Below are 23,685 nucleotides of genomic sequence, written 5' to 3'. Positions count from 1 at the left end.
GATCTGCCGGTGTCAGCCACCGATCGTGTCTGCCACGATCAGACACATGAAGAATTTCGTAGTCAAGACGATCGCCAACGCAGGTGCGCTGGCCGTGGCCATCTGGTTGCTCCAGGACATCACGCTGAACGGCGGCGGCACCGGGCGCAAGGCGCTCACACTGATCCTGGTCGCCCTGCTCTTCGGCCTGGTGAACTTCGTGGTCAAGCCGATAGTGAAACTGCTCACCTTCCCGCTCTTCATCCTCACGCTGGGTCTGATCACCCTGGTGGTCAACGCGCTCATGCTGCTGCTGACCTCCTGGCTGGCCGGTCTGTTCAATCTCAGCTTCCATGTCCATGGCTTCTGGACCGCCGTGCTCGGCGGCCTGATCATCTCGATCGTGTCGTGGGCGCTGAACGTGGTCCTGCCCGACGAGGACTGACCCGACACCTCCTGAGAAAGTGCAGGTCGGACCGGTGGCGCACCGGGAGAAGCGAGGAGCGGTATGAGCACCATGGGTGACGGGACCCGGGCGGTACGGGCCGGGCTGCCCGAGCCGGAGCAGTTCGAGCCCACCCTGCCCGGCCCGGTCTTCGCCGCACATTTCCACCTCTCCGGTGAACCGGCCGGCCCGTACACCTACGGTCGGGACACCAATCCGACCTGGACCCATCTGGAACGCGCCGTCGGCGAGCTGGAGGCGCCGGGGGAGCAGGTCGAGACCACCGTCTTCGCCTCCGGAATGGCGGCGATCTCGGCGGTTCTGCTGTCCCAGGCGCGCACGGGCGATGTGATCGTGCTCCCCGACGACGGATACCAGGCGCTGCCGCTGGTGCGTGAGCAGCTGGAGGCGTACGGCGTCGAGGTGCGGACCGCGCCGACCGGCGGCGATGCCCAGCTGGCGGTCCTGGAGGGTGCCAGGCTGCTGTGGATCGAGACCCCGTCCAACCCGGGGCTCGATGTCTGCGACGTGCGTCGGCTCGTCGGGGCCGCTCACGCGGCCGGCACCCTGGTGGCCGTCGACAACACTCTCGCCACGCCTCTCGGCCAGCGCCCGCTGGAACTGGGGGCCGACTTCTCGGTGGCCAGTGACACGAAGGGCATGACCGGACACGGCGACATCCTGCTCGGCCATGTGACCTGCCGCGATCCCGAGCTGGCAGCGGGCGTGCGGCGCTGGCGCAAGGTCGTCGGCGCGATTCCCGGGCCGATGGAGGCCTGGCTCGCACACCGTTCGCTGGCCACTCTGGAGCTGCGGCTCGACCGGCAGTGCGCCACCGCCCTGACCCTGGCCGAGGCGCTGGGCAGGCGCGAGGAGGTGACCGGGGTTCGGTACCCCGGCCTGCCCACCGATCCTTCGTATCCGAACGCCGTACGGCAGATGCGGCGCTTCGGCTCCGTGGTGTCGTTCGTGCTGCCCGACCGCGAGCGGGCCGAGCGCTTCCTCACCGAGCTGCGGCTGGTCGACGACGCGACGAGCTTCGGCGGCGTGCGCTCCACCGCCGAGCGGCGGGCACGCTGGGGCGGTGACGCCGTACCGGAGGGCTTCATCCGTTTCTCGGTCGGCGCCGAGAGCCCGGACGACCTGGTGGCCGACGTCGAACGGGCACTGGACGCCGCGCTGGGCAAGAGCTGAGCCGACCAACGGTACGGACGGTCCGAGCCTCCCCCCTCGTGGCTCGGACCGCCCCGGTTCCGGGTGTGAAGAACCGTCCTAACAAGGCTAATTGACTCTCTGTCAGAGTCCAATCACGCTAGCGACAGCGACCTATCGACATATTTATAGTTGTACGGGTCGAAGCATCGCGAGCGTGGGAGGCGGCAGGACATGGACCTGGCCCTGCTGCGTACATTCGTCACGGTGCACCGGGCCGGCTCCTTCACCCGGGCTGCTGCCCTGCTCGGCCTCTCCCAGCCCGCGGTGACCTCGCAGATCCGCACCCTGGAACGGCAGCTGGGCCGTCCGCTCTTCCTGCGCAGAGCCCGTGGTGTGACCCCGACGACCATCGGCGACGAACTCGCGCACCGGGCGGCACCCCATCTGGACGCACTGGTCGAGATCGCCGAGACCGAGCTCGACGAGGAGTCGGGCGTCCGGACCTTGCATCTGGCCGGGCCGCCTGAATTCACGTCGATGCGGGCCCTGCCCGCGCTCACCCCTCTCGTCGCCCAGGGCCTGGCTGTGCGCAGTTCGTTCTTCGCAGGCGCCGAGAAGACGCTGGAGGGGCTGGCCGCCGGACATCACGATCTGGCCCTTGCGACGGCCCGTCCGCGCGGCGGGCTGCTCACCGCGACCCCGCTCTGCGACGAAGAGCACGTCCTGATCGCCGCGCCCCGCTGGGCCGGGCGCCTGGGACCCGGGGCCTTGCGGCACAAAGGGCCCGTGGTGCTGGACGAACTTCCGGTCGTGGAGGTCCACGAGAGCCTGCCACTCGTCTCGCGCTACTGGGCCGCCGTCTTCGACCGCCGGCCCGCCGTTGCGGGAACGGTCATCGCACCGGATCTCCGGGCGGTCCTGGAGTGCGCGGTGGCGGGTGCCGGGCTCGCCGTGCTGCCGCGCTATCTGTGCGAGGCCGCACTGGAAAGGGGTGAGGTGGTAGCACTTCTCGACCCTCCCGTACCTCCCCTGCGCACCTATTTCCTGGCCGTACGGACCGGCACCCTCGCGCTGCCGCACATCGCGCGGGCGCACGAGTGGCTGCTGCGCGCCGCCGCCGACTGGTGAGCGCAGGACGGCCCGGCACCGCTCCGGTGTTTCAGAACCGGTTCGGTGGGCCACGCTCTTGCCATGACCGAACGTCCTGTGGTCAAGCGCACCGCACGCGCCATCCTGCTCGACGGCGACGACCTCGTCCTCATCAAGCGCACCAAGCCCGGAGTGGATCCGTACTGGCTCACACCGGGCGGCGGGGTCGAGCCCGAGGACGCGACCGTCGTCGACGCCCTGCACCGCGAGCTGGACGAGGAGCTGGGTGCCAAGATCACCGATGTGGTCCCCTGCTTCGTCGACACCGTGGAGCACATCGAGGGCGGCGGGGTGAAAGGCGTCAAAGTCCAGCACTTCTTCGTCTGCCGGCTGGAGTCGATGGACCTGTCCCGGCGCCACGGGCCCGAGATCGACGACCCGTGTGGGGACTACGACGTCGTTCGGGTGCCGTTCAGCCGGATGGGGATCGCTGCGGTCCATCTCGTACCGCTGTCGCTGCGGCACTACCTGGACGGCAACATCGAGGGCGTACGGGCGATGCACGCACCCGACCTGGGCTGACCCCGCCGCTTCCGGGGGCAGGGCTCAGCCGTCGCCGCTCCTGCGAGGCAGGGCCTGCCGACATCACCCCCGCGATCAGGCGGGACCGGTGGCCGCCAGTTCCTCGACGGCATCGTGTCGGATGTTCTCGGCGGGCATGCCGATGCCCCTGAGTACGTCCACGCCGCTGCGGATCATGCCGGGCGGGCCCGAGAGACAGGCGTCGTATTCGTGCCGCGGACCGCACTCGCGCACAACTTCGGGCAGCAGTCCCTTCAGACCGCCCTCCGCTCCCGGGCCGGTGGAGACCACCGGCCGCACCGCGAGCCAGGGACAGGTCCGATGGAGCCGCATCATCGTGTCGATGTCGTACCGGTCGTGACCGCTGCGTGCACCGTAGAAGACCTCCACCGGACGCCGGTCGCCGTGCTCGGCGACGTCCTCGACGAGCGCCTTGATGGGCGCGATGCCCGTGCCGCCGCCCAGACAGCAGACCGTCCGGACGGGGCGCCGAGGCGAAGGAGTAGTGGCGCCAGTTCCGGGGCCACCACGGGGTCTCCATCGCCGCGTACTGGCCTGCGCGGAAGGGGCAGACCTGGTCGGGACGCGTGACTGATGAAGAGCAGGGCGTAGAAGTACGAGGTCGCTTGGTCTGCGACCGGCGAGATCTCGGTCAGAGTGCGGTGGATCAGAAATCTTCCCGCTCCGTCTTCGGTCCACCCGCTGGCCGGAGCATCCATACTGTGCCTCGCCCAGAACGTCTTCTGGTCGCCTTGTGCACCGCACGGCTGCGGCCCCCGCCCACGGACGCAGTCGGGCCCGGTTGCGGTCGCCGGCCGGTTCCCGCTCGCAGTCCCCTGCCCCAGCATGCCCTGCTGTGAACGCAGGCCGGACAGACAGCGGGAACCCCGAGCATCCGAACCGGCTTTCCCATGACGCTCCATTGCCCCATGGCCGAGCCGTGAATCCACGACGGTCGTCCGCCTTCCGCGTCCGCGCAGGACCGCGTACCGGCCGGCCACCGAAAAAGCCGCCGCGAGATGCTTCCCAACGGGTCCGGCCCACAAAGCCGCTGGGGCGCGCCGTCGTACGCCGAGGCTAGTACGTGCGATTACTCCCGCTGTCAGACGCTCGACTTCCTCGTTCCCGGCACCGTGTTTCACGTGAAACCACTCAACCGCTCCGCCCGCCGCGGCCTCCTCGTCGCGCATGTTTCGATATCCGTGAGCTGGCTGGGACTGACCGTCGGCCTGCTGGCGCTCGGAATCACAGCCTTCCTCACCGACGACCCCGCCACCGCACAGGCCACCACCCGCGCCATGAAGGTTTTCGGAGACTGGCTGCTCGTACCCGTCGCCCTTCTCTCCCTGTCCAGCGGACTCGTGCTGGCGCTCGGCACGCCCTGGGGGCTGGCCAGACACCGGTGGGTCTGGACGAAGTTCTGGCTCACCCTGATCACCACGGCGCTGTCGATCTTCTCGTTGCGCCCCGGCATCAACGAGGCGGCGCTGCGCGGCTCCCTCGACATCGACTTGGTGGTCGCTCCGTCGGTGGCGACGGCAACGTATCTGTTCATCACCGCGATATCGGTACTGAAGCCCTGGGGATCGACCCGGCGCGGCCGACGGTTGCGGGTCTCGGTCGGTAAAGGGGTGGACGAGCGATCGCCACGTCGGACAGCCTGACCCTCATGTCCTCCCCACTGCCCCGTCCGCTCAACGATCTGCCTGTCCGGCGCCTCACCCTGGGCGACCTGGTCTCCTGCGCCGACCTCTGCGAGGACCGCGGCTGGCCACGCGATGAGCACAGATGGGGGCTGCTCCTTGCCGCGGGAACGGGCTACGGCGTGGACGACCCCGGAGGCAAGGGTCTGATGGCGGCCTGTGTGGTGACCTCCTACGGTCCGCGCCTGGCTGCCATCGGCATGCTGCTCGTCGCCGAACGGCATGCGCGACAGGGAGTCGCCCGGCGTCTGATGCGTCATGTCATGGCCGAGGCCGACGGGACGCCCCTCAGTCTGTACGCGACCTCCGCGGGACGACCACTTTATGAGCAGCTCGGTTTCGCGGTCGTGGGCCGCGTCGAGCGGGTCACCGGGTTCTTCCGGCCGACCGGTGAGAGAGCGTCCGCCGTGACCGTTCGTCCGGCCGCGGCAGAGGACCTGCGATCCATCGTCCGGCTGGACTCGGACGTCTTCGGCTCCGACCGGACACACGTCCTTGCCCGGCTGCCCGCGTACGCCGACCACATCCGGGTCGCGGAGGACGAAGGAAGACTCACCGGTTACGCGGCGGCCTGGCCGAGCGACCGTACGCATGTGGTCGGCCCGCTGATCGCTCCCGACACCGCCACGGCTCAGGCACTCATCACCTCGCTCGCGGAAGCGACCGATCTGCCCTTGCGCGCGGATATCGACGCGCGCCATGCGCAGCTGCTCGATTGGTTCCGGCGATGCGGTCTACGGACCGGTTCCGAAACCACGGTGATGACGTACGGAACCCCGGACCTGCCGGGCGACTGGACCCGTCGCTACGCTCCGCTGACCGTGGCGACGGGCTGACTCACTCAAACCTCGCCCCGCAGGCGGTGAAGGCGTCAGTCGAGAGCCTTCACGGCAGCCGTCGCGAAGCCGCGGCCGGGATGGTAATTGCATACGCGGGTTAATTAAATACGCTGGCTATTGCGGTAGTCGCCTATCCTGGACGCAAGCGGCTCCACAACGGAGGAGAGACCATGACAGCGACGGACCCCGCACTGACCGCCCTCTCCCAGGGCTGGTGCGCCCTCTCCCTGCTCCACGGGAAGATCGAGGCCCGTATCGAGCGGGCCTTGCAGAGCGGGCACGGACTCAGCGTGCGGGAGTACTCCCTGCTCGATGTCCTCAGCAGGCAGCACAGCGGTCCGGGTGGCCATCTCCAGATGAAGCAGGTCGCGGACGCCGTCGTGCTCAGCCAGAGCGCCACCACTCGCCTGGTCACCCGCCTCGAGGACCGCGGACTGCTGACCCGGTATCTCTGTGACACCGATCGCCGCGGCATCTACACCGATGTCACCGAGGCCGGACTCACGCTGCTCTCCGAGGCCAGGCCGACCAACGACACAGCGCTGCGCGCCGCTCTCGACGAAGCCGCCAAGAACCCCGAACTGGCCCCGCTCATCAGAGCGGTCGAAGAGCTGAAAGCCCCTGTCAAGGCCGCGTGAATCGCCGCGCAGCCGCGACCGGTCACCGCACGGTCTCGACGATCTCCCGCGCCACCGTCATGAACTGCGTAGCCTGCCGATCATGAGCGATCTGGAAATACGCCCTGCGACACTCACCGACATCGTCGCGATCGTGGCCATGCTCGCCGACGATCCGCTGGGTGCACAGCGTGAGTCGCCGGACGACCTCACCCCGTACCGCGTCGCGTTCCAGCGCCTGGCGGATGACCCGAACCAGCACCTGGTCGTGGCCGTACGCGAGGGCCGCGTCGTCGGAACCCTGCAGCTGACAGTGATTCCCGGGCTCTCGCGGCGCGGCGCGACCCGCTCGCTCATCGAGGGTGTCCGCGTCCACGCCGACGAGCGCGGCAGCGGGCTCGGTACCCTGCTGATCGAATGGGCCGTGGACGAATCCCGGCGCCAGGACTGCCAGTTGGTCCAGTTGACGTCCGATGCGACCCGGGTCGATGCCCATCGTTTCTACGAGCGGCTGGGGTTCACCGCCAGCCATGTGGGCTTCAAGCTCGCGCTCTGACCGAGGCCCGGAACCGGAGAGGATGTCTGTGCACCACATCAGTGACGAACAGCGCAGGATCAGGCTCGGGCGGCGACACCTCCTGGCCCCGTCGGTACGGGCCGTGTCCCCGGTGTCCGTGGCCGACGCGATCGTCGCTCTGCACGCAACGGATGCCGCCACGGTCTTCCTCTCCGCGTGTGCCCGGATGGCCGAGGCAAGCGTCGCCTCGGTCGAACGGGCTCTCTACGAGGACGTCTCCCTGGTCCGGCAACTCTCCATGCGCAACACCCTCTTCGTCGTACCGCAGGGACTCGCGCCCTGCGTCGACGCGTCGAACGCCCGGGCCGTGGCCGCCAAGGAACGCCGTACCTTTCTCAAGCACCTGGCAGATGACTGCAATGGACTGGACGAGCGCTGGCTCGCCGACACCGAACTCAAGGTGCTTACCGCCCTGATGGCCAACGGCCCCACCACCGGAAGCGAACTCTCCGCCTCCGTGGCCGCTCTGCAAACCAAGATCACGGTCTTTCCGGGCAAGAAGCAGGAGACGGTACAGGGCGTCGCCTCCCGTGTCCTCCGGATCCTGGCAGCCGAGGGCCGCATCCGGCGGGACCGGCCACGCGGTTCCTGGACGTCCAGCCAGTTCCGCTGGACCACGTCCGAGCCCTGGCGCTTCGAGGACCCGGCACAGGCGCAGACCGAGTTGGCCCGGCGCTGGCTCCGGTCGTACGGGCCGGCGACCGAGGCTGATCTCAAGTGGTGGATGGGCTGGGGGCTGGGCCCGGCCCGCAAGGCCCTGGCAGCCATCGAAGCAGAGGAGGTCCGGCTCGACAACGGTTCCGTGGGACGGGTCCTGCCGGAGGACCTGGAACCTGAACCGGCCCCTGAGCCCTGGGCCGCGCTGCTTCCGGCTCTGGACCCCAGCGCGATGGGCTGGGCCGATCGTGACTTCCATCTCCCGGCCGAACACCGGAAAGCACTTTTCGACCGGTCCGGCAATATCGGCCCGACCGTGTGGTGGAACGGCGAGATCGTGGGCGGCTGGGCACAGCGCGCCGATGGCGAGCCGGTCTGGCGGCTGCTGTCCGACGTCGGCCGGGATGCCACCACCGCGATCGAGGCGGAAGCGTCCCGGCTGTCGCAGTGGGTGGGTCGAGCGCGGATCACCCCGCGCTTCCGCACCCCACTGGAACGGGAGCTGACGGCCTGAGCCGGGCCGCCCTCTGCCGTTTCACGTGAAACGCGGCGCTCAGGCCCGAAGGCCCCGCCAACCGCCCTCGTCCACACCACCGGGAACGGCCGCAGCCGGGTCGTACGGCTCCCGCGTGAAGACGAACGAACCCAGATCGAGATGGTTCACGCTGCCGTCGCCGTTTCTGACGATGCGCAATGTCTCCCCCGCGTAATACCCATCGAGACCGGTCCAGGTACCGTCGGGCTGTGCCGTGAACCGGGCGCCGCGGCCACTGCCCCGCAGGGGCTGAAGCTCCAGCCCGCCGTCCGCAGTCAGCCTCAGGATGCTTGCGCGCGTGCCCCAGTACCAAGGACCGGTCAACGCGAGCAGCTCGGTGTCCACCTCGGGCAGCGGTCGCCAGGGCTCCGGAATACAGGGCTCGGCCTCGGCGACGATCTTCACGAGGTCGGCGGCCACGTCACCGATCATCAGCCCCGACGTGGTGTTGGTGAGGACAACAGCCGTCACATCGTCCTCGACGCTGATCCACAGGGCGGCCAGGAAGCCGGGCAGCGAACCCGTGTGCCCGAAGAGGCTGCGGCCATCGTTCCGTGCACACTGCAGGCCTAGGCCGTACGCGGAATCCCAGGCACCGGGCTCGGTCGGCGCGGACGGTTCACGCATCTGCTCCACGGAGGCCTCGCAGAGCACTCGGTCATCCCCCTCCGCCAGAAAGGCCGCGAAGCGGAGGAGGTCGCCCGTGGTGGACCAGAGCTGGCCGGCCGGAGCCATCAGCCCGAGATCCTCGGCCGGTTCGGGCAGCATGGCATCGGCCCAGGGGTGCACGGCCCAGCCGCCTGCGTGCGGCGCTTGCGGCTGGGGGCTCGTACGGTGCATGCCCAGCGGTTCGAGGATCTCGCGCCGCAATACCTCCGCCCAACTCTCCCCGCGCACCTTCTCGATCAGCGCGCCCAGCAGTGTGTAGCCAGGGTTCGAGTAGTGATGGAGGCGGCCCGGAACGTGCATCCTCGGCTGCTCACCGAGTACGTCGGCAAGCTCGGGCCGCAAGGTGCCCGGAGTCCTCTCCCACCAGGGCGCAGGTGACTCGGCAGCCAGTCCCGCGCTGTGACCGAGGAGTTGGTGGACAGTGACTCCGCCGACGCCCGTACCGGGCAGATGCTTCTCCAGCGGGTCGTCCAGGTCCAGAAGCCCCTCGTCCCGCAGTCGCAGGACCAGCACTGCCGTGAACGTCTTGGTGATCGAGCCGATCCTGAACTGCGTGTCGGCGTCGGGTGTGTGGCCGTCCACGCAGCTGCGGGAGCCGCTCCAGACGGTCTGCCCCTGCCTCTGTACCGCGGCGACGAGTGAAGGCGCCCGGCCTTCCGACTGTGCGGTGGCAATGCGGTGCAGAAGGGCGCGCCGCGTACCGGGGAGCAATTGTTCAGATGGGGAGGTCATCCTCAACAACTACCCGGAGAGCCCGAGCCGTGGCGAACACATTTCACATCCCCGGGCCGCTCGGCGCCTGCGATCAGGACGCGAACACAAGGCCCAGCAGCGGCCGAGCCCGTATGGTTTCTCAGGTCCTCTGTCTTGTGGCGGCGCTGTGACCTGCGGCGATGGCCGACGGCCTGGTTCGCATCGGTATCGATGTGCTCTGTCGGAACCAGAGCCATTCACAGTGCCCGCCCACGGGCCCACACCTGCGATGTTCTGCCGACGGTGAAGACCGGCCCGATCGGGCGCGACGATCACTACAGTCCGGTCTCATGACGACGGTCACAACGCGCACGGTCGAGTACCCGGCCGACGGCCTGACGATGATCGGGCACCTGGCGCTGCCCGCCGGTTTCGACCGTCGGCCCGCAGTCCTGGTCGGGCCCGAGGGGCCGGGGCTGAACGACTTCCAGCGCCGCCGGGCCGACGCCCTCGCCGAACTGGGTTACGTGGCGCTGGCCTTCGACCTCCACGGCGGGCGCTGGTTCACCGACCCACAGGAGATGTTGGCGCGCTTGCCCCCCTGCTCGCCCACCCCGACCGGATCGCCGGTATCGGCTACGGCACCGGGGGCGCGATCGTGCTGGAACTCGGGCGCGCCGGCCACGCGAGGTCGTATCCCCGGCCCAGACACGCAGCGCTCTCGCCGCCTTCCAACAGGCCGTCGAAACAGGCGATTTGCAGCGCCTGCTCGACATGATCGCCCCGGACGTCGTGCTGCTGACCGACGGCGGCGGAGTCGTACGGGCCGCACTGGAGCCCGTCGTGGGCGCCGAAGCGGTGGCCGACGTGCTCAGCAGGCCCACGTCCGCAACCTTGCAGCCGGCACAGGTCAACGGCCGGCCGGCCCTGCTCCTGCGCACGGGTGACCAGATCGACACCGTCCTGGCGGTACGCCTCGAAGGCGGCCTCATCAGCGGGCTCTACGCCGTCCGCAACCCCGAGAAGCTGTCACGCATCGACCGGGAAACCGCGGTGGGCCGGTGATCCGGGCACGACCCGTACAGCCAAGGTGTCGGCGCTGCATCCCTCGAAGCGCCGGACCAGAATCACCGCAGACGAGTCTCACAACGACGACATGGGTGCCATCGTTGTGCCATCGCGGCTGAGTTTGTGCCGCGAAATTTGAGACCCCACAACACGACCGCTCAGGTCTGTGCCATGTCCACGAAGCGCGAGTAGTGGCCCTGGAAGGCCACGGTGATCGTCGCCGTCGGGCCGTTACGGTGCTTGGCCACGATCAGGTCCGCCTCGCCGGCTCGGGGGGACTCCTTCTCGTATGCGTCCTCTCGGTGCAGCAGGATCACCATGTCGGCGTCCTGTTCGATGGATCCGGATTCACGCAGGTCGGAGACCATGGGCTTCTTGTCCGTGCGCTGCTCGGGACCACGGTTCAGCTGGGAGAGCGCGATCACCGGGAGCTGCAGCTCCTTCGCGAGCAGCTTGAGGTTTCGGGACATGTCCGAGACCTCCTGCTGGCGGCTCTCGGCGCGCTTCGACCCACCGGACTGCATCAGCTGGAGATAGTCGATCACCACGAGCTTGAGGTCGTTGCGCTGTTTGAGACGACGGCACTTCGCCCGGATCTCCATCATGGAGAGGTTCGGGGAGTCGTCGATGTACAGGGGAGCGGCCGAGACGTCCGGCATTCGGCGGGCCAGCCGTGTCCAGTCCTCGTCTGTCATGGTGCCGGAGCGCATGTGGTGGAGCGCCACCCGTGCCTCGGCCGAGAGCAGTCGCATAGCGATCTCGTTGCGCCCCATTTCAAGGGAGAAGATCACGCTGGGCAGGTTGCTCTTGATCGAACAGGCCCGAGCGAAGTCGAGCGCCAGCGTGGACTTACCCATGGCCGGACGAGCCGCGATGACGACCATCTGGCCCGGGTGCAGTCCGTTCGTCAGGGCATCGAGGTCGGTGAAGCCGGTCGGAACCCCGGTCATCTCGCCGCTGCGCGAACCGATCGCCTCGATCTCGTCGAGAGCGCCTTCCATGATGTCGCCGAGCGGCAGGTAGTCCTCGCTGGTGCGCTGCTCGGTGACGGCGTAGATCTCGGCCTGCGCGGAGTTCACGATGTCGTCGACATCGCCGTCGGCCGCGTATCCCATCTGCGTGATCTTCGTCCCGGCCTCGACGAGCCGCCTCAGGACCGCCCGTTCGTGAACGATCTCCGCGTAGTACGAAGCGTTGGCCGCGGTCGGCACCGACTGGACGAGGGTGTGCAGATACGGGGCCCCGCCCACCTTGGTGATCTCACCGCGCTTGACCAGCTCGGCCGCCACCGTGATCGGGTCGGCCGGCTCGCCCTTGGCATAGAGATCGAGGATCGCCTGGTAGACGGTCTCGTGCGCGGGACGGTAGAAGTCGTGCCCCTTGATGATCTCCACGACGTCGGCGATGGCGTCCTTGGACAGGAGCATGCCGCCGAGGACCGACTGCTCGGCATCGAGGTCCTGGGGCGGGACCCGCTCAAAACCGGGGGGACCGTCCTCCCACCCGCCGCGTTCCCTGCCGCGTTCGTGCTGCTCGCCGCGGTCCCGGCCTTCACCTCGGCGCTGGCGGGTGACGGGCAGACGGTCACCGGGACCGGTGTCGGCCCAGGGGTCGTCCAAAGGCTCGGGAATGCTCACCGGGCCACCTCCTCCCGTCCGCTCCGCGGACCTCGCCGTGCCACTCTTTCTTACGGCACAGCACCGACAAACAAGACGCCCGACTCCGGTTCCGGCGCATCGAGTTCTACGGGGTTCCAGGGCCGGAACGGGCTGCGGGCGCCGGACCACGGTAGGCCGCCATGCACCGTCAGCCAATCTGGTTATCCACAGGGCATGTGGACGGCAGACCAGATGCTGTGGAGAACTCCGCAGAACCTGTGCACGGAGCGGGGGACAGCACTGTGGACAAACTCATAGCACCCTCCCCACCATCCCCCTGACCTGGACTTTCTCCATCCACGGGCTGTGGGGGAGAAAAACTTTTCAACTCAGCTCAAGATCACGACAAACAGCGCGCAGGAGAACCCCGCCCGCCAGCAAATGTAAGGAGTGCTAGCGCATTGCATCTATTACCTGTGGAAGATTAGATTGGCCCCTATGACCCAGGCCCCGGCAACCTCGCCGCCCAGTCGTCGACGGCACGACCGCGAGATCATCTCGCTCGCCGTCCCTGCCTTCGGTGCACTCGTCGCCGAGCCTCTCTTCGTGATGGTCGACAGCGCCATCGTCGGTCATCTGGGCACACCGCAGCTGGCCGGTCTGGCCGTCGCCGCGGCGCTGCTGACGACCGCCGTCAGCGTCTTTGTCTTTCTCGCGTATGCCACCACCGCGGCAGTGGCGCGTCGGGTCGGAGCGGGCGATCCGGCCTCCGCGATCCGACAGGGCATGGACGGAATCTGGCTGGCCCTTCTGCTCGGCACAGGTGTCATCGCCGTCGCGCTCCCCACGGCCCCGTGGCTCGTGCACGTCTTCGGCGCGTCCGACACTGCCGCCCCTTACGCGATCACCTATCTGAGGATCTCCAGTCTCGGTATCCCGGCCATGCTCGTGGTGATGGCCGCAACCGGTGTACTCCGTGGCCTACAGGACACCAGAACCCCGCTCTATGTCGCCATCGGGGGCTTCGCGGCCAACGGGGCCCTCAACGCGGGACTCGTCTACGGTGCCGGGCTCGGCATCGCGGGATCGGCCTGGGGAACAGTGATCGCCCAGATCTCCATGGCCGCCGCCTATCTGGTCGTGGTGGTCCGGGGGGCACGTCGACATGGGGCGTCGCTGCGTCCCGATGCCGCCGGCATCAGGGCCAGCGCCCAGGCCGGCGTTCCCCTGCTCGTCCGCACGCTGTCGCTCCGTGCCGTCCTGATGATCGCCACAACAGTGGCCGCCCGCCTCGGCGACACCGAGATCGCCGCGCACCAGATCATTCTCTCGCTCTGGAGCCTGATGGCCTTCGCGCTCGACGCCATCGCCATCGCAGGGCAAGCCATCATCGGTCGCTATCTGGGAGCAGACGACGCCCGGGGCGCACGAGAGGCATGCCACCGCATGGTGCAGTGGGGCATCGTCTCCGGAGTGGTGTTCGGGGCGCTCATCGTCCTTGCCCGACCGCTGTTCGTGCCCCTGTTCACGGATGACCAGTCGGTTCAGGGCACCCTGCTTCCGGCGCTGCTGGTGGTGGCGCTGTCTCAGCCGATCGCCGGCGTGGTCTTCGTCCTGGACGGGGTGCTGATGGGCGCCGGAGACGGTCGGTATCTGGCATGGGCCATGCTCGTGACCCTGGCCGTCTTCGCCCCGGTCGCCCTGCTGGTGCCGAGCTTCGGCGGCCTGACTGCCTTGTGGTGGGCGATGGCGCTGATGATGGCCGTCCGCATGATGACGCTCTGGCTGCGCACTCGATCGGGCAAGTGGATCGTCACCGGCGCCACCCGTTGAGCACCACCGAGCGGCACCCCCGTTTCACGTGAAACCGCCGAACCGCCGGACTGCAGAACCGTGGAAAAACGGAGACGCGGATCAACGAAGCCGAACAGTGAAGGGCCGTACCCCTCGGGGTACGGCCCTTCACCTGCTCTGGTGAGCTGTGCCCTTAGGCAGCAACAACCTCGATACCGAGGTTTGCAGCGACCTCGGGGTGCAGACGCACGGACACCTGGTGTCCGCCGAGCGTCTTGATCGGCGAGCCGAGCTCGACGCGACGCTTGTCGACGTCCGGGCCACCGGCAGCCTTGATCGCCGAGGCGATGTCGGCCGGGGTCACGGAGCCGAAGAGGCGACCGGCTTCGCCGGAGCGAACGGCCAGGCGGACCTTGACGGCCTCAAGCTTCGTCTTGACCTCGTTGGCCTGCTCGATCGTGGCGATCTCGTGGATCTTGCGGGCGCGGCGGATCTGCGCCACGTCCTTCTCGCCACCCTTGGTCCAGCGGATGGCAAAGCCACGCGGAACCAGGTAGTTACGGGCGTACCCGTCCTTGACGTCGACGACGTCGCCCGCAGCGCCGAGGCCGGAGACCTCGTGGGTGAGGATGATCTTCATGTTTCGGTCACCCTTCCCTTATCGCGCGGTGGACGTGTAGGGCAGCAGCGCCATCTCACGGCTGTTCTTGACTGCCGTGGCGACGTCACGCTGGTGCTGCGTGCAGTTGCCGGTCACGCGGCGGGCACGGATCTTGCCACGGTCGGAAATGAACTTCCGCAGCATGTTCGTGTCCTTGTAGTCCACGTACTGGGTCTTGTCCTTGCAGAACGCGCAGACCTTCTTCTTAGGCTTGCGCACAGGCGGCTTCGCCATGGTGTTTCTCCTGTGTGATCAAGAAGTGGGGGTACGAGCTGCCCTAGAAGGGAGGCTCGTCCGAGTAGCCGCCGCCGGAACCGCCGGAGCTTCCGCCCCAACCGCCTCCTTGCTGGCCCCCGCCCTGCTGGCCGCCGGACGGCGCGCTCGTGGCCCACGGGTCGTCGGCGGGAGCGCCGCCACCACCCTGCTGGCCACCGCCGCTGGGACCGCCGCCCCAACCGCCTCCGCCCTGCTGGCCACCGCCGTATCCACCCTGGCCGCCCTGACCACCGCGACCGGTGGTCTTGGTGACCTTGGCCGTGGCGTTCTTGAGGCTGGGGCCGACTTCCTCGACGTCCAGCTCATAGACCGTGCGCTTGACGCCCTCGCGGTCTTCGTACGACCGCTGCTTCAGCCGGCCCTGCACGACAACGCGCATGCCTCGCTGGAGCGACTCGGCGACGTTCTCCGCCGCCTGCCGCCAGACCGAGCAGGTGAGGAACAGGCCTTCGCCGTCCTTCCACTCGTTGGTCTGCCGGTCGAAGATGCGGGGAGTGGACGCGACACGGAACTTCGCGACTGCCGCACCGGACGGGGTGAAGCGCAGCTCGGGGTCGTCGACGAGATTGCCGACGACCGTGATGACGGTCTCGCCTGCCATGGGTGAACCTCTCGGCGGGGATTGCTTCTGGCTGCTTGCTGCTACTCGAACCCGATGACCACTGAGCTAGATGCTCAGTGGATCTCGGGACGGAGGACCTTGGTCCGGAGGACCGACTCGTTCAGGTTCATCTGGCGGTCGAGCTCCTTGACGACCGCAGGCTCGGCCTGCAGGTCGATGACCGAGTAGATGCCCTCGGGCTTCTTCTTGATCTCGTAAGCGAGACGACGACGGCCCCAGGTGTCGACCTTCTCGACCTTTCCGTTGCCCTCACGGACGACGGAGAGGAAGTTCTCGATCAGCGGGGAGACAGCGCGCTCCTCGAGATCGGGGTCGAGGATGACCATCACCTCGTAGTGACGCATGTGGAACCCACCTCCTTTGGACTCAGCGGCCACGGTCGTTCCGTGGCAGGAGGGTCGTGATGCGTGAGCAACAGTGTCTCCGAGTAGAACAGCCACCACTGACAACGCCCTCCTCCTGAAGGGAGCCGCAGTGTTGGCCTGGGCAGACACCGGTGCAGACGTTACAGACTACCCGCACACCCGCTTCCGGTTGAAATCCGGTGCTCGGGAGACGCAATCTGGACACATCGGGTGTGAGCGGCGCCACGAGGCGCCGCCTTTCGGCCAGGAGGTACTCCATGGCACAGGCAGTTCGACCCCGTCCCCGCGTCTCGCTTCTCGCCACGGACGGCAAGAAGCATCCGCTCCAGGAGACCCTGGTCGCGGTGACCCTGGTGCTCGGTGCGCTCGCCTTCGTGACGGCGATGTTCCACAACCTGCACCTGATCAGTTCGTGGGCCGGGCTGATCGGAATCCTCACCGCCGCGTACGGGCAGTACGTGTCGGCGACCACGCGCGAGAGGTTCCCGCTGATCATCGGCATGGGCGCGTCCGCCATCGGGTTCTTCCTGGGCATGGCTCACGGCGGCCTCTTCGGCGGCATAGTGGGCTGATTCAAGAAAGAAACAACCACACACAACCAGACAGATCCGGACAGATGAGTCGGCGTGAGGGCCCTCGCAGGGACCTGGCGCCGCTCCCCGTGCAGGGGCCGGGCCGCCCGGGCCCCGGCGGGACGAATCGGCAAGGTGGCACAGGGCCAGACGGGGCGCTCCCCGGTCGCAGTAGGCTTCGGCGCGAGAGCCGGAGCCCCTGACCGATGGGGACACACCTGCCGAGGAGCGCCCCGCATGAGCCTGACCCTGAGGACCATCAGCCGAGAGCAGCATCTGGCTTACATCCAGAATCTGCCCGCGGCGAGTCACATGCAGGTCCCGGCATGGGCAGATGTGAAAGCCGAGTGGCGCTCGGAAAGCCTGGGCTGGTTCGACAAGAACGAACAGCTCGTCGGCGTCGGCCTGGTGCTCTACCGGCAGCTGCCCAAGATCAAGCGGTATCTCGCCTATCTGCCCGAGGGCCCGGTCATCAACTGGTACGCCCCGAACCTGGACGACTGGCTGCAGCCGATGCTGACGCATCTCAAGCAGCAGGGCGCCTTCTCCGTGAAGATGGGCCCGCCGGTCATCATCCGCCGCTGGGACGCGACCGCCATCAAGTCGGGGATCCAGGACCCGGACGTGAAGCGGCTGCGCGATGTCGAGGCCACCCACATCGAACCGCGTGCCTTCGAGGTCGCGGACCGGCTGAGGAAGATGGGCTGGCAGCAGGGCGAGGACGGCGGCGCCGGATTCGGTGACGTGCAGCCGCGCTACGTCTTCCAGGTGCCGCTGGCGAACCGGTCGCTCGAAGACGTCCACAAGGGCTTCAACCAGCTGTGGCGGCGCAACATCAAGAAGGCCGAGAAGGCCGGCGTCGAGGTCGTGCAGGGTGGCTACGCGGAGCTCGCCGAGTGGCAGCGGCTGTACGAGATCACGGCGGAGCGCGACCACTTCCGGCCGCGGCCCCTGGGCTACTTCCAGCGCATGTGGACCGCCCTCAACAACGAGGACCCCAACCGGATGCGGCTGTACTTCGCCCGGCACGAGGGCGAGAACGTCGCGGCCGCGACCATGCTGATCGTCGGCGGCCACGTCTGGTACTCGTACGGCGCGTCCGCCAATCACAAGCGCGAGGTCCGCCCCTCGAACGCGATGCAGTGGCGGATGCTGCGCGACGCGTACGCCATGGGGGCCACCGTCTACGACCTGCGCGGCATCTCCGACTCGCTGGACGAGACCGACCACCTCTTCGGTCTGATCCAGTTCAAGGTGGGCACCGGTGGGCAGGCTGCCGAGTACCTCGGCGAGTGGGACTTCCCGCTCAACAAGCTGCTGCACAAGGCGCTCGACATCTACATGTCGCGTCGCTGATACGCGTCGTCCCGCTGACGAAACCGGCTTCATTCGTTTCAATGGGGACTTCGGCCCGACAGGCACCCCACAAAGCCCCGCACACCTCTGATCCACCGCAGCCACCAGAAAGGTTCCGGACCGGCCATGGCGCTCTCCCTCTACGTCGACACCGCGCGCTGGCGGGCGCACCAGAAATCCGTCCTCGACCAGTTCCCCGGCCTCGTCCCGGTCTGCAAGGGCAACGGATACGGTTTCGGTCACGAGCGGCTCGCCGACGAGGCCATCCGCTTCGGCTCCGACACGCTCGCCGTCGGCACCACCTACGAGGCGGCCCGCATCAAGGACTGGTTCAGCGGCGATCTGCTGGTCCTCACCCCGTTCCGCCGGGGCGAGGAGCCGGTGCCGCTGCCCGACCGTGTCATCCGGTCCGTCTCCTCCGTGGACGGAGTGCACGCCCTGGTGGGCGCGCGGGTCGTCATCGAGTGCATGAGCTCGATGAAGCGCCACGGTGTCAAGGAGGAGGAGCTCGGGCTGCTGCACGCCGCCATCGAGGACGTACGCCTCGAAGGCTTCGCCCTGCACCTGCCGCTGGACCGCACGGACGGCTCGGACGCGGTCGAGGAAGTGATCGCCTGGATGGACCGGCTCCGCGCCGCCAGGCTGCCGCTGCACACCATGTTCGTCAGCCATCTGCGCGCCGAGGAGCTGGGCCGGCTGCAGCAGCAGTTCCCGCAGACCCGCTTCCGCGCCCGCATCGGTACCCGTCTGTGGCTCGGCGACCACGAGGCGACGGAGTACCGGGGCGCCGTTCTGGACGTCACACCTGTCGTCAAGGGTGACCGCTTCGGCTACCGCCAGCAGAAGGCCGCCTCGGACGGCTGGCTGGTGGTCGTCGCGGGCGGTACGTCGCACGGTGTGGGGCTGGAGGCCCCGAAGGCCCTGCACGGGGTGATGCCGCGCGCCAAGGGTGTCGCACGGGCGGGTCTGGCCACGGTCAACCGCAACCTGTCCCCGTTCGTCTGGGCGGGCAAGCAGCGCTGGTTCGCCGAACCGCCGCACATGCAGGTGTCGATCCTGTTCGTTCCCTCGGACGCGCAGGAGCCGAAGGTCGGTGACGAGCTGGTGGCCCATCTGCGGCACACGACCACCCAGTTCGACCGCCTCGTCGACCGCTAGGAAGGTTCCGATGGCTCTCTCCGTGGGCTCCGGCCCCGGAGAGAGCCGGATCAGTCGGCGGCGGGGCCGTGCGCCGCGCCCCAGTCCACCCGCGGCCCTTCGACGGCGGACTGGGCATACCGCGGCGGATGCGCCGCCCGGCCCAGCACGAACACGTCCGGGGAGCCGTCGAGCACCCCGCCGGACGGATCGTCCGACCCGTCGCGCCGTACGACGTCCCGCTCCGGCACCAGGATGTCCCGCACGACCACGGCGCAGAGGTACAGCGTGCCCAGCAGATGCAGGGCGATCGCCAACTGATACCCCTCCGTGGGCAGACCCTGGTGCTTGTCCCCGCTCGTCGTGTACGCGAGGTACATCCAGATGCCCAGGAAGTACATGACCTCGCAGGCCTGCCAGATGAGGAAGTCGCGCCACCGCGGCCTGGCCAGGACGGCCAGGGGAATCAGCCACAGCACGTACTGCGGTGAATAGACCTTGTTGACGAGGATGAACGCGGCGACGACGAGAAAGGCGAGCTGCGCGAAGCGCGGCCTGCGCGGAGCCGTCAGCGTCAGTGCGGCGATGCCCGCGCACAGCAGGACCATCAGCAGTTCGGAGACGTGATTGACCGTCGACGTCTCGATGGACATGCCGGTGCGCTGGGTGATGATCAGCCAGAAGGAGCCGAAATCGATGCCCCGTTCCTCGCTGAACGTGTAGAACTTGCTCCAACCCTCGGGCGCGAAGATCATCACCGGCAGGTTCGCCACCAGCCAGGAGCCTGCCGCCCCGAGCGTCGCCAGGCCGAACTCCCGCCACTTGCCCGCCCGCCAGCACAGGACGAGGAGGGGCCCCAGCAGGAACACGGGATACAGCTTCGCGGCCGTGGCCAGCCCGATGAGGATGCCGAACGCCAGCGCCCGCTTCCGGGACCACATGAGCATCGCCGCGGCCGTCAGCGCGACGGCCAGCAGGTCCCAGTTGATCGTCGCGGTGAGCGCGAAGGCGGGCGCGAGGGCCACCAGCAGCCCGTCCCAGGGGCGGCGCCGGTGGGTACGGGCGACACAGACGGCGATGATCACGGCACAGATCATCAGCATGCCGGCGTTGACCATCCAGTACATCTGCTCACGGTGCTGAACGTCTCCGCCCGGTGTCAGCCAGGACGCGATCTGCATGAACACGCCCGTCAGAACGGGGTACTCCAGGTACTGCATGTCGCCGGCCAGCCGGTCGAAGTACGGGACGAGGCCGTCGGAGAAGCCACGTGCGACATAGAGATGCGGAATGTCCGAGTAGCAGGCGTGCGTGTACTGCGAACCGGCGCCTCTGAACCACGCCCAGTTGTAACAAGGCAGCTTCTGCACCATGCCGAGCGCGAACATCCCGACAGCCACCAGCGCGATGACGCCCACGGGCGTGAGTGCCGTGGTGCCGAGCCGTGTCCAGCGCCCCGACGGCCCGCCGATCAGCTCGCTGCCGGCCTCGGCGATCTCGTCCTGGTGCGTGGGCCGCACAACAGGCCGTGTCTGGTCCACACTCGTGTCTTCTCGGCTTGGCATGCCGCTCATCCTGCCGTACGGGGCTGTGGAAACGTCGAGGGCCGTCGCACCATGTGGTGCGACGGCCCTCGACGGGAATCCAGCCGGCTGGATCGTCTGTCTACCCGGCAGGGGAGCCGCTAACCGGCCGGACCTCCGAAGATTCCACCGTTCCCGTTCCCATTCCCGTTCCCGTTGCCGTTCCCATTACCGTTCCCGTTGCCGCCGACCGGTGGCGAGGCGGATGTCGACGGGTCGGTACCGGGGCCGCCGCCATCTCCGCCGTTCGCAGCACCAGTACTGGTTCCGCCGTTGCTGTTCCGGCAGTTCGGGTCCCATGCGCTGCAGGTCTCACTGGGGTCGGGCGTGGGCGGGGACGGGGGGGGCGAGGGCGACTCGGACGCCTCCATGGTCGGCGTCGGTGACACCTCCATCGTGGGCGTCGGCTTGGGGCTCTGCGCGCCGCCACCGTAGACCGTCTCACCGATCGGCGTGGGCTCCGGGAAGGTCAGGGCCGGCTGACCCTGCAGCGCGCCCGCCATGTAGTCGTGCCAGATCTGGGCCGGGAACGAAGCACCGTGGATCGTCTTCTCACCGCCCGTCCCGTACATCTTCTCGAACTTGCGGTTCGCGTTCTTCTCGTTGTCGTCCAGCCGGTACATGCTGATGGCCGTCGACAGCTGGGGGGTGTAGCCGACGAACCAGGCCGACTTGTTGTCGTCCGTCGTACCCGTCTTGCCCGCCACGTCGCGGCCTGGGAGCTGTGCGGGGGTACCGGTTCCCTTCTCGACGACGTTCTTCAGGACGTCGGTGACGTTGTCGGCGATGGCCGCCTCGAAGGCGCGCTTGCTGGCGTCCTTGTGCCGGTAGATGACTTCGCCCCGGTGCTTCACCTCGTTGACCGAGTAGGGTTCGCGCTGCATTCCGCTGTCGGCGAAGGTCGCGTACGCGCCGGCCATACGGATCGCACTGGGCGAGGACGTACCGATGGAGAACGACGGCACATTCGAATTGGCCATGTTGTTGTCGTCCTTGAGCCCCGCGGCGATGGCGACGTCCTTCACCTTGTCGGTGCCGACGTCCATACCCAGCTGTACGTAGGGGGAGTTGGCGGACCACTGCATCGCCTCACGAAGGGTGATGTTGCCCTTCGACTCATGGCCGTCGTTGGCCTGCAGCCACTCCTTGCCGTTCTCGTCCGTCCAGATCTCGCCGTTGTACTTCTTGATCTTCAGCTTGTCGTCGGCGTTGTAGATGCTCAGCGGCGAGACCTTCTCACGCTGCGCGTCGGCCTGGTCCGCAGGGAGCGAGGGATCGCGCCTGCCGTACTCCATCGCCGCCGCCAGCACGAACGGCTTGAAGGTCGAGCCGACCTGCGCACCGGTGGGATCGGCGTTGTTGGTGTAGTGCTTGGTCGCGTCCTCACCGCCGTAGATCGCCACGATGGCACCGGTCTTGGGGTTCACCGACCCGCCACCGAACTGGACATGGGTGTCCGTTTCGGGGCGCTGCTTCGGATTGATCTTGTTGTCGTAGACCTTCTGGACTGCGGCGTCGAGCTCCTTGACCTTCTTCTTGTTGAAGGTGGTGTGGATCTCGTAGCCACCCTGGGCGAGCTTTTCCGCTGTGACGCCCTGGTCGTTGTTGTTGAGGAAGTACTTCTTGGCGAGGTCGACCAGGTAGCCGGTCTGACCGCCCAGCTGGGCGTTCTTCCTCGGCGGCTTGGGCATCGGGAACTTGGTGTACTTGGCGCGCTCCGTCGCCGAGAGGCGGTTGTCCTTCACCTCTTCGTCGAGGATCCACTCCCAGCGCTTCTTGGCTCGTACGGTGTTCTTCGCCTTGGTGGCCTGCACTTCATCGATCTCGGGAACACCCGCCGGGTCGAAGTAGGTCGCGCCTTTGAGCAGCGTGGCCAGGAAGGCGCACTCGCTCGGGTTCAGGTCCTTGGCGTCCTTGTCGTAGTACGTGCGGGCCGCCGCTTGGATCCCCCACGCACCTCGCCCGTAGTACGAGATGTTGAGGTAGTCCCTGATGACGTCCTTCTTGTCCATCTCGTTGGCGACCTTGAGCGTGATGAAGAGTTCTTCGAACTTCCGGCTCAGGGTCTGCTCCTGGGACAGACGCGAGTTCTTCACGTACTGCTGGGTGATCGTGGAGCCACCCTGGGTCTGGCCGCCACTGGCCATGTTGTACAGGGCACGGGCGATGCCCATGGGGTCGATGCCGTGGTCATGGTCGAAGGACTTGTTCTCGGCCGAGATGACCGCGTTCCGCATGGCTGCGGGGATCTGCTCGTAGCCGATCTCCTGGCGGTTGACCTCACCGCCGGTGGCGACCATCTGCGTGCCGTCGTCCCAGAAGTAGACGTTGTTCTGCGCTTTCGCGGTGGCCTTCACGTCGGGCATGCCGACCATCGCGTAGGCGAGACCGGCGAACCCCATGAGCAGGCCGAGGAAACCGACACAGAGACCGGAGGCGAGCTTCCACGACGGCAACCAGCGCCGAAAGCCGTACTTCCCGGCGCGCGGGTAGTCGATGAAGCGCTTCTTGACAGGACCCTGGCCACCGCGGCCACGCCCCCTGCCCGGCCCCTCGTGTCCACCGTCGCCGCCACCACGACGACGACCACCGCCACCGCCACGGCTCCCGCCGCCGCGCTGGGCGGCCCGTCTGGCCGCCGCGCGCCCGCCGTACGGACTGTCACCGCCATCCGCACCGGAAGGTGATTCTGATGTTACTCCGCGTGACGGAGCGCGGCGTCCTGAGGACTGCTGGGCGGCTCGTCTGGCCGCTGCACGCCCCCCACCTTGCGGTTGCGGCGTTTTGCGACGGTGCTCGCTCATGGAACGACTACTCCTCGGGCAGGCGAGAGCGCCTGGAAGCGGCAGTTGAGATCCGGTCCCCCGAATTGCGGACCAGCCCTGCGACGGGCTCGTCCGCAGTGCATCCGGCCAGTCCGCGAAAACCGACGCGTATGCGCGTCTCGCGGTTCCCGGTGTTCTGCATGCCGGACAGACTACGCACGGCCAAAACCCCCCTAGGGCCGAACTTCACCTCAAACAGCGCAAGTCGGTGCCTACGAATTCACGATGTGACGCCGTTCACGATGACCCCTCTTGTCGCAGAGCGGCGACCGATCTATCGTCGTGATG

General features: G+C 67.8%; 22 protein-coding genes and 3 pseudogenes. 16 read left to right on the top strand and 9 right to left on the bottom strand.

All coding sequences use genetic code 11. From position 1 onward, the window contains the following. Positions 1–46 precede the first annotated feature (46 nt). The 4 genes from ACF1B9_RS09540 (at position 47) to ACF1B9_RS09525 (ending at position 3,250) form a co-directional block, all read left to right on the top strand. On the top strand, positions 47–424 hold the full coding sequence (locus tag ACF1B9_RS09540; protein WP_391741261.1) for a phage holin family protein: 378 nt from the start codon (positions 47–49) through the stop codon (positions 422–424). A 63-nt stretch (positions 425–487) separates the two neighbouring features. Next, the gene (locus ACF1B9_RS09535) at positions 488–1,618 is read left to right on the top strand and encodes a cystathionine gamma-lyase (RefSeq protein ID WP_391741263.1); all 1,131 of its coding nucleotides are present in this window, start codon (positions 488–490) and stop codon (positions 1,616–1,618) included. 192 nt (positions 1,619–1,810) lie between these two features. Then, complete coding sequence (locus tag ACF1B9_RS09530; protein ID WP_391741265.1) at positions 1,811–2,707, top strand: LysR family transcriptional regulator; 897 nt, start codon at positions 1,811–1,813, stop codon at positions 2,705–2,707. Between the two features lie 63 nt (positions 2,708–2,770). Beyond that, positions 2,771–3,250: an NUDIX domain-containing protein gene (locus ACF1B9_RS09525; protein WP_391741267.1), complete on the top strand. Its 480-nt coding sequence runs from the start codon at positions 2,771–2,773 to the stop codon at positions 3,248–3,250. A gap of 75 nt (positions 3,251–3,325) precedes the next feature. Here ACF1B9_RS09525 and ACF1B9_RS09520 read toward each other — a convergent pair. Further along, a pseudogene (locus tag ACF1B9_RS09520) lies at positions 3,326–3,860 on the bottom strand (flavohemoprotein); the annotation flags it as partial. Between the two features lie 532 nt (positions 3,861–4,392). Here ACF1B9_RS09520 and ACF1B9_RS09515 point away from each other — a divergent pair. The 5 genes from ACF1B9_RS09515 to ACF1B9_RS09495 all read left to right on the top strand — a co-directional run bounded on the left by ACF1B9_RS09515 (position 4,393) and on the right by ACF1B9_RS09495 (position 8,157). After that, positions 4,393–4,914: a DUF2269 domain-containing protein gene (locus ACF1B9_RS09515; RefSeq protein WP_391741268.1), complete on the top strand. Its 522-nt coding sequence runs from the start codon at positions 4,393–4,395 to the stop codon at positions 4,912–4,914. A 5-nt stretch (positions 4,915–4,919) separates the two neighbouring features. Next, positions 4,920–5,789, top strand: coding sequence for a GNAT family N-acetyltransferase (locus ACF1B9_RS09510; RefSeq protein WP_391741270.1), 870 nt, complete (start codon positions 4,920–4,922; stop codon positions 5,787–5,789). A gap of 173 nt (positions 5,790–5,962) precedes the next feature. After that, the gene (locus ACF1B9_RS09505; protein ID WP_391741271.1) at positions 5,963–6,430 is read left to right on the top strand and encodes a MarR family winged helix-turn-helix transcriptional regulator; all 468 of its coding nucleotides are present in this window, start codon (positions 5,963–5,965) and stop codon (positions 6,428–6,430) included. An 82-nt stretch (positions 6,431–6,512) separates the two neighbouring features. Further along, entirely contained in the window at positions 6,513–6,965 is a 453-nt protein-coding gene (locus tag ACF1B9_RS09500) for a GNAT family N-acetyltransferase (RefSeq protein WP_391741273.1), read from the top strand. 28 nt (positions 6,966–6,993) lie between these two features. Further along, positions 6,994–8,157: a winged helix DNA-binding domain-containing protein gene (locus ACF1B9_RS09495; protein WP_391741274.1), complete on the top strand. Its 1,164-nt coding sequence runs from the start codon at positions 6,994–6,996 to the stop codon at positions 8,155–8,157. Between the two features lie 39 nt (positions 8,158–8,196). Here the strand turns inward: ACF1B9_RS09495 and ACF1B9_RS09490 are convergent, their stop codons facing one another. Further along, a complete protein-coding gene (locus ACF1B9_RS09490; protein ID WP_391741276.1) occupies positions 8,197–9,579 on the bottom strand; it encodes a serine hydrolase domain-containing protein in 1,383 nt (460 codons plus the stop codon). Positions 9,580–9,890: 311 nt separating this feature from the next. Between ACF1B9_RS09490 and ACF1B9_RS09485 the strand changes: the two are divergent. After that, a pseudogene (locus ACF1B9_RS09485) lies at positions 9,891–10,222 on the top strand (dienelactone hydrolase family protein); the annotation flags it as partial. Further along, a pseudogene (locus tag ACF1B9_RS09480) lies at positions 10,192–10,605 on the top strand (RNA polymerase subunit sigma-24); the annotation flags it as partial. The pseudogenes ACF1B9_RS09485 and ACF1B9_RS09480, both read left to right, overlap by 31 nt. A gap of 161 nt (positions 10,606–10,766) precedes the next feature. Here the strand turns inward: ACF1B9_RS09480 and dnaB are convergent. Further along, the gene (dnaB, locus tag ACF1B9_RS09475) at positions 10,767–12,227 is read right to left on the bottom strand and encodes a replicative DNA helicase (protein ID WP_391741516.1); all 1,461 of its coding nucleotides are present in this window, start codon (positions 12,225–12,227) and stop codon (positions 10,767–10,769) included. 477 nt (positions 12,228–12,704) lie between these two features. Here dnaB and ACF1B9_RS09470 point away from each other — a divergent pair, with 477 nt between their 5' ends. Beyond that, positions 12,705–14,039 carry an MATE family efflux transporter gene (locus tag ACF1B9_RS09470; protein WP_391741277.1) on the top strand — a complete coding sequence of 445 codons (1,335 nt, stop codon included), beginning with the start codon at positions 12,705–12,707 and terminating at the stop codon, positions 14,037–14,039. A 154-nt stretch (positions 14,040–14,193) separates the two neighbouring features. Here the strand turns inward: ACF1B9_RS09470 and rplI are convergent, their stop codons facing one another. From rplI to rpsF, 4 genes are all read right to left on the bottom strand, one after another. Continuing rightward, entirely contained in the window at positions 14,194–14,640 is a 447-nt protein-coding gene (rplI, locus tag ACF1B9_RS09465; protein ID WP_351076346.1) for a 50S ribosomal protein L9, read from the bottom strand. 18 nt (positions 14,641–14,658) lie between these two features. Next, on the bottom strand, positions 14,659–14,895 hold the full coding sequence (gene rpsR / locus ACF1B9_RS09460; protein WP_003967857.1) for a 30S ribosomal protein S18: 237 nt from the start codon (positions 14,893–14,895) through the stop codon (positions 14,659–14,661). 43 nt (positions 14,896–14,938) lie between these two features. After that, positions 14,939–15,538, bottom strand: a complete 600-nt coding sequence (locus ACF1B9_RS09455) for a single-stranded DNA-binding protein (RefSeq protein WP_351076348.1) — start codon at positions 15,536–15,538, stop codon at positions 14,939–14,941. A gap of 74 nt (positions 15,539–15,612) precedes the next feature. Then, positions 15,613–15,903 carry a 30S ribosomal protein S6 gene (gene rpsF / locus ACF1B9_RS09450; RefSeq protein WP_015609864.1) on the bottom strand — a complete coding sequence of 97 codons (291 nt, stop codon included), beginning with the start codon at positions 15,901–15,903 and terminating at the stop codon, positions 15,613–15,615. A 278-nt stretch (positions 15,904–16,181) separates the two neighbouring features. Here rpsF and ACF1B9_RS09445 point away from each other — a divergent pair, with 278 nt between their 5' ends. The 3 genes from ACF1B9_RS09445 (at position 16,182) to ACF1B9_RS09435 (ending at position 19,010) form a co-directional block, all read left to right on the top strand. After that, entirely contained in the window at positions 16,182–16,496 is a 315-nt protein-coding gene (locus ACF1B9_RS09445; protein ID WP_376275213.1) for a hypothetical protein, read from the top strand. Between the two features lie 237 nt (positions 16,497–16,733). Next, positions 16,734–17,852 carry a lipid II:glycine glycyltransferase FemX gene (locus ACF1B9_RS09440; protein WP_391741278.1) on the top strand — a complete coding sequence of 373 codons (1,119 nt, stop codon included), beginning with the start codon at positions 16,734–16,736 and terminating at the stop codon, positions 17,850–17,852. A 126-nt stretch (positions 17,853–17,978) separates the two neighbouring features. Next, entirely contained in the window at positions 17,979–19,010 is a 1,032-nt protein-coding gene (locus ACF1B9_RS09435; protein ID WP_351076358.1) for an alanine racemase, read from the top strand. Between the two features lie 50 nt (positions 19,011–19,060). Here ACF1B9_RS09435 and ACF1B9_RS09430 read toward each other — a convergent pair whose 3' ends face one another. After that, a complete protein-coding gene (locus tag ACF1B9_RS09430; RefSeq protein ID WP_391741279.1) occupies positions 19,061–20,554 on the bottom strand; it encodes a glycosyltransferase family 87 protein in 1,494 nt (497 codons plus the stop codon). A 119-nt stretch (positions 20,555–20,673) separates the two neighbouring features. Continuing rightward, entirely contained in the window at positions 20,674–22,974 is a 2,301-nt protein-coding gene (locus tag ACF1B9_RS09425) for a transglycosylase domain-containing protein (protein WP_391741518.1), read from the bottom strand. Between the two features lie 153 nt (positions 22,975–23,127). Here ACF1B9_RS09425 and ACF1B9_RS09420 point away from each other — a divergent pair, with 153 nt between their 5' ends. Beyond that, positions 23,128–23,259 (top strand): hypothetical protein, encoded by a 132-nt coding sequence (locus ACF1B9_RS09420; protein ID WP_391741280.1) that lies wholly within the window; start codon positions 23,128–23,130, stop codon positions 23,257–23,259. The last annotated feature ends 426 nt before the right edge of the window (positions 23,260–23,685 follow it).

Origin of the sequence: Streptomyces sp. NPDC014727 (assembly GCF_043083485.1) — a bacterium.
In the GTDB taxonomy this organism is placed as follows: domain Bacteria; phylum Actinomycetota; class Actinomycetes; order Streptomycetales; family Streptomycetaceae; genus Streptomyces.
Note: the sequence above shows the minus strand (reverse complement) of the source record. Positions and strands in the feature narration are given on the sequence as shown.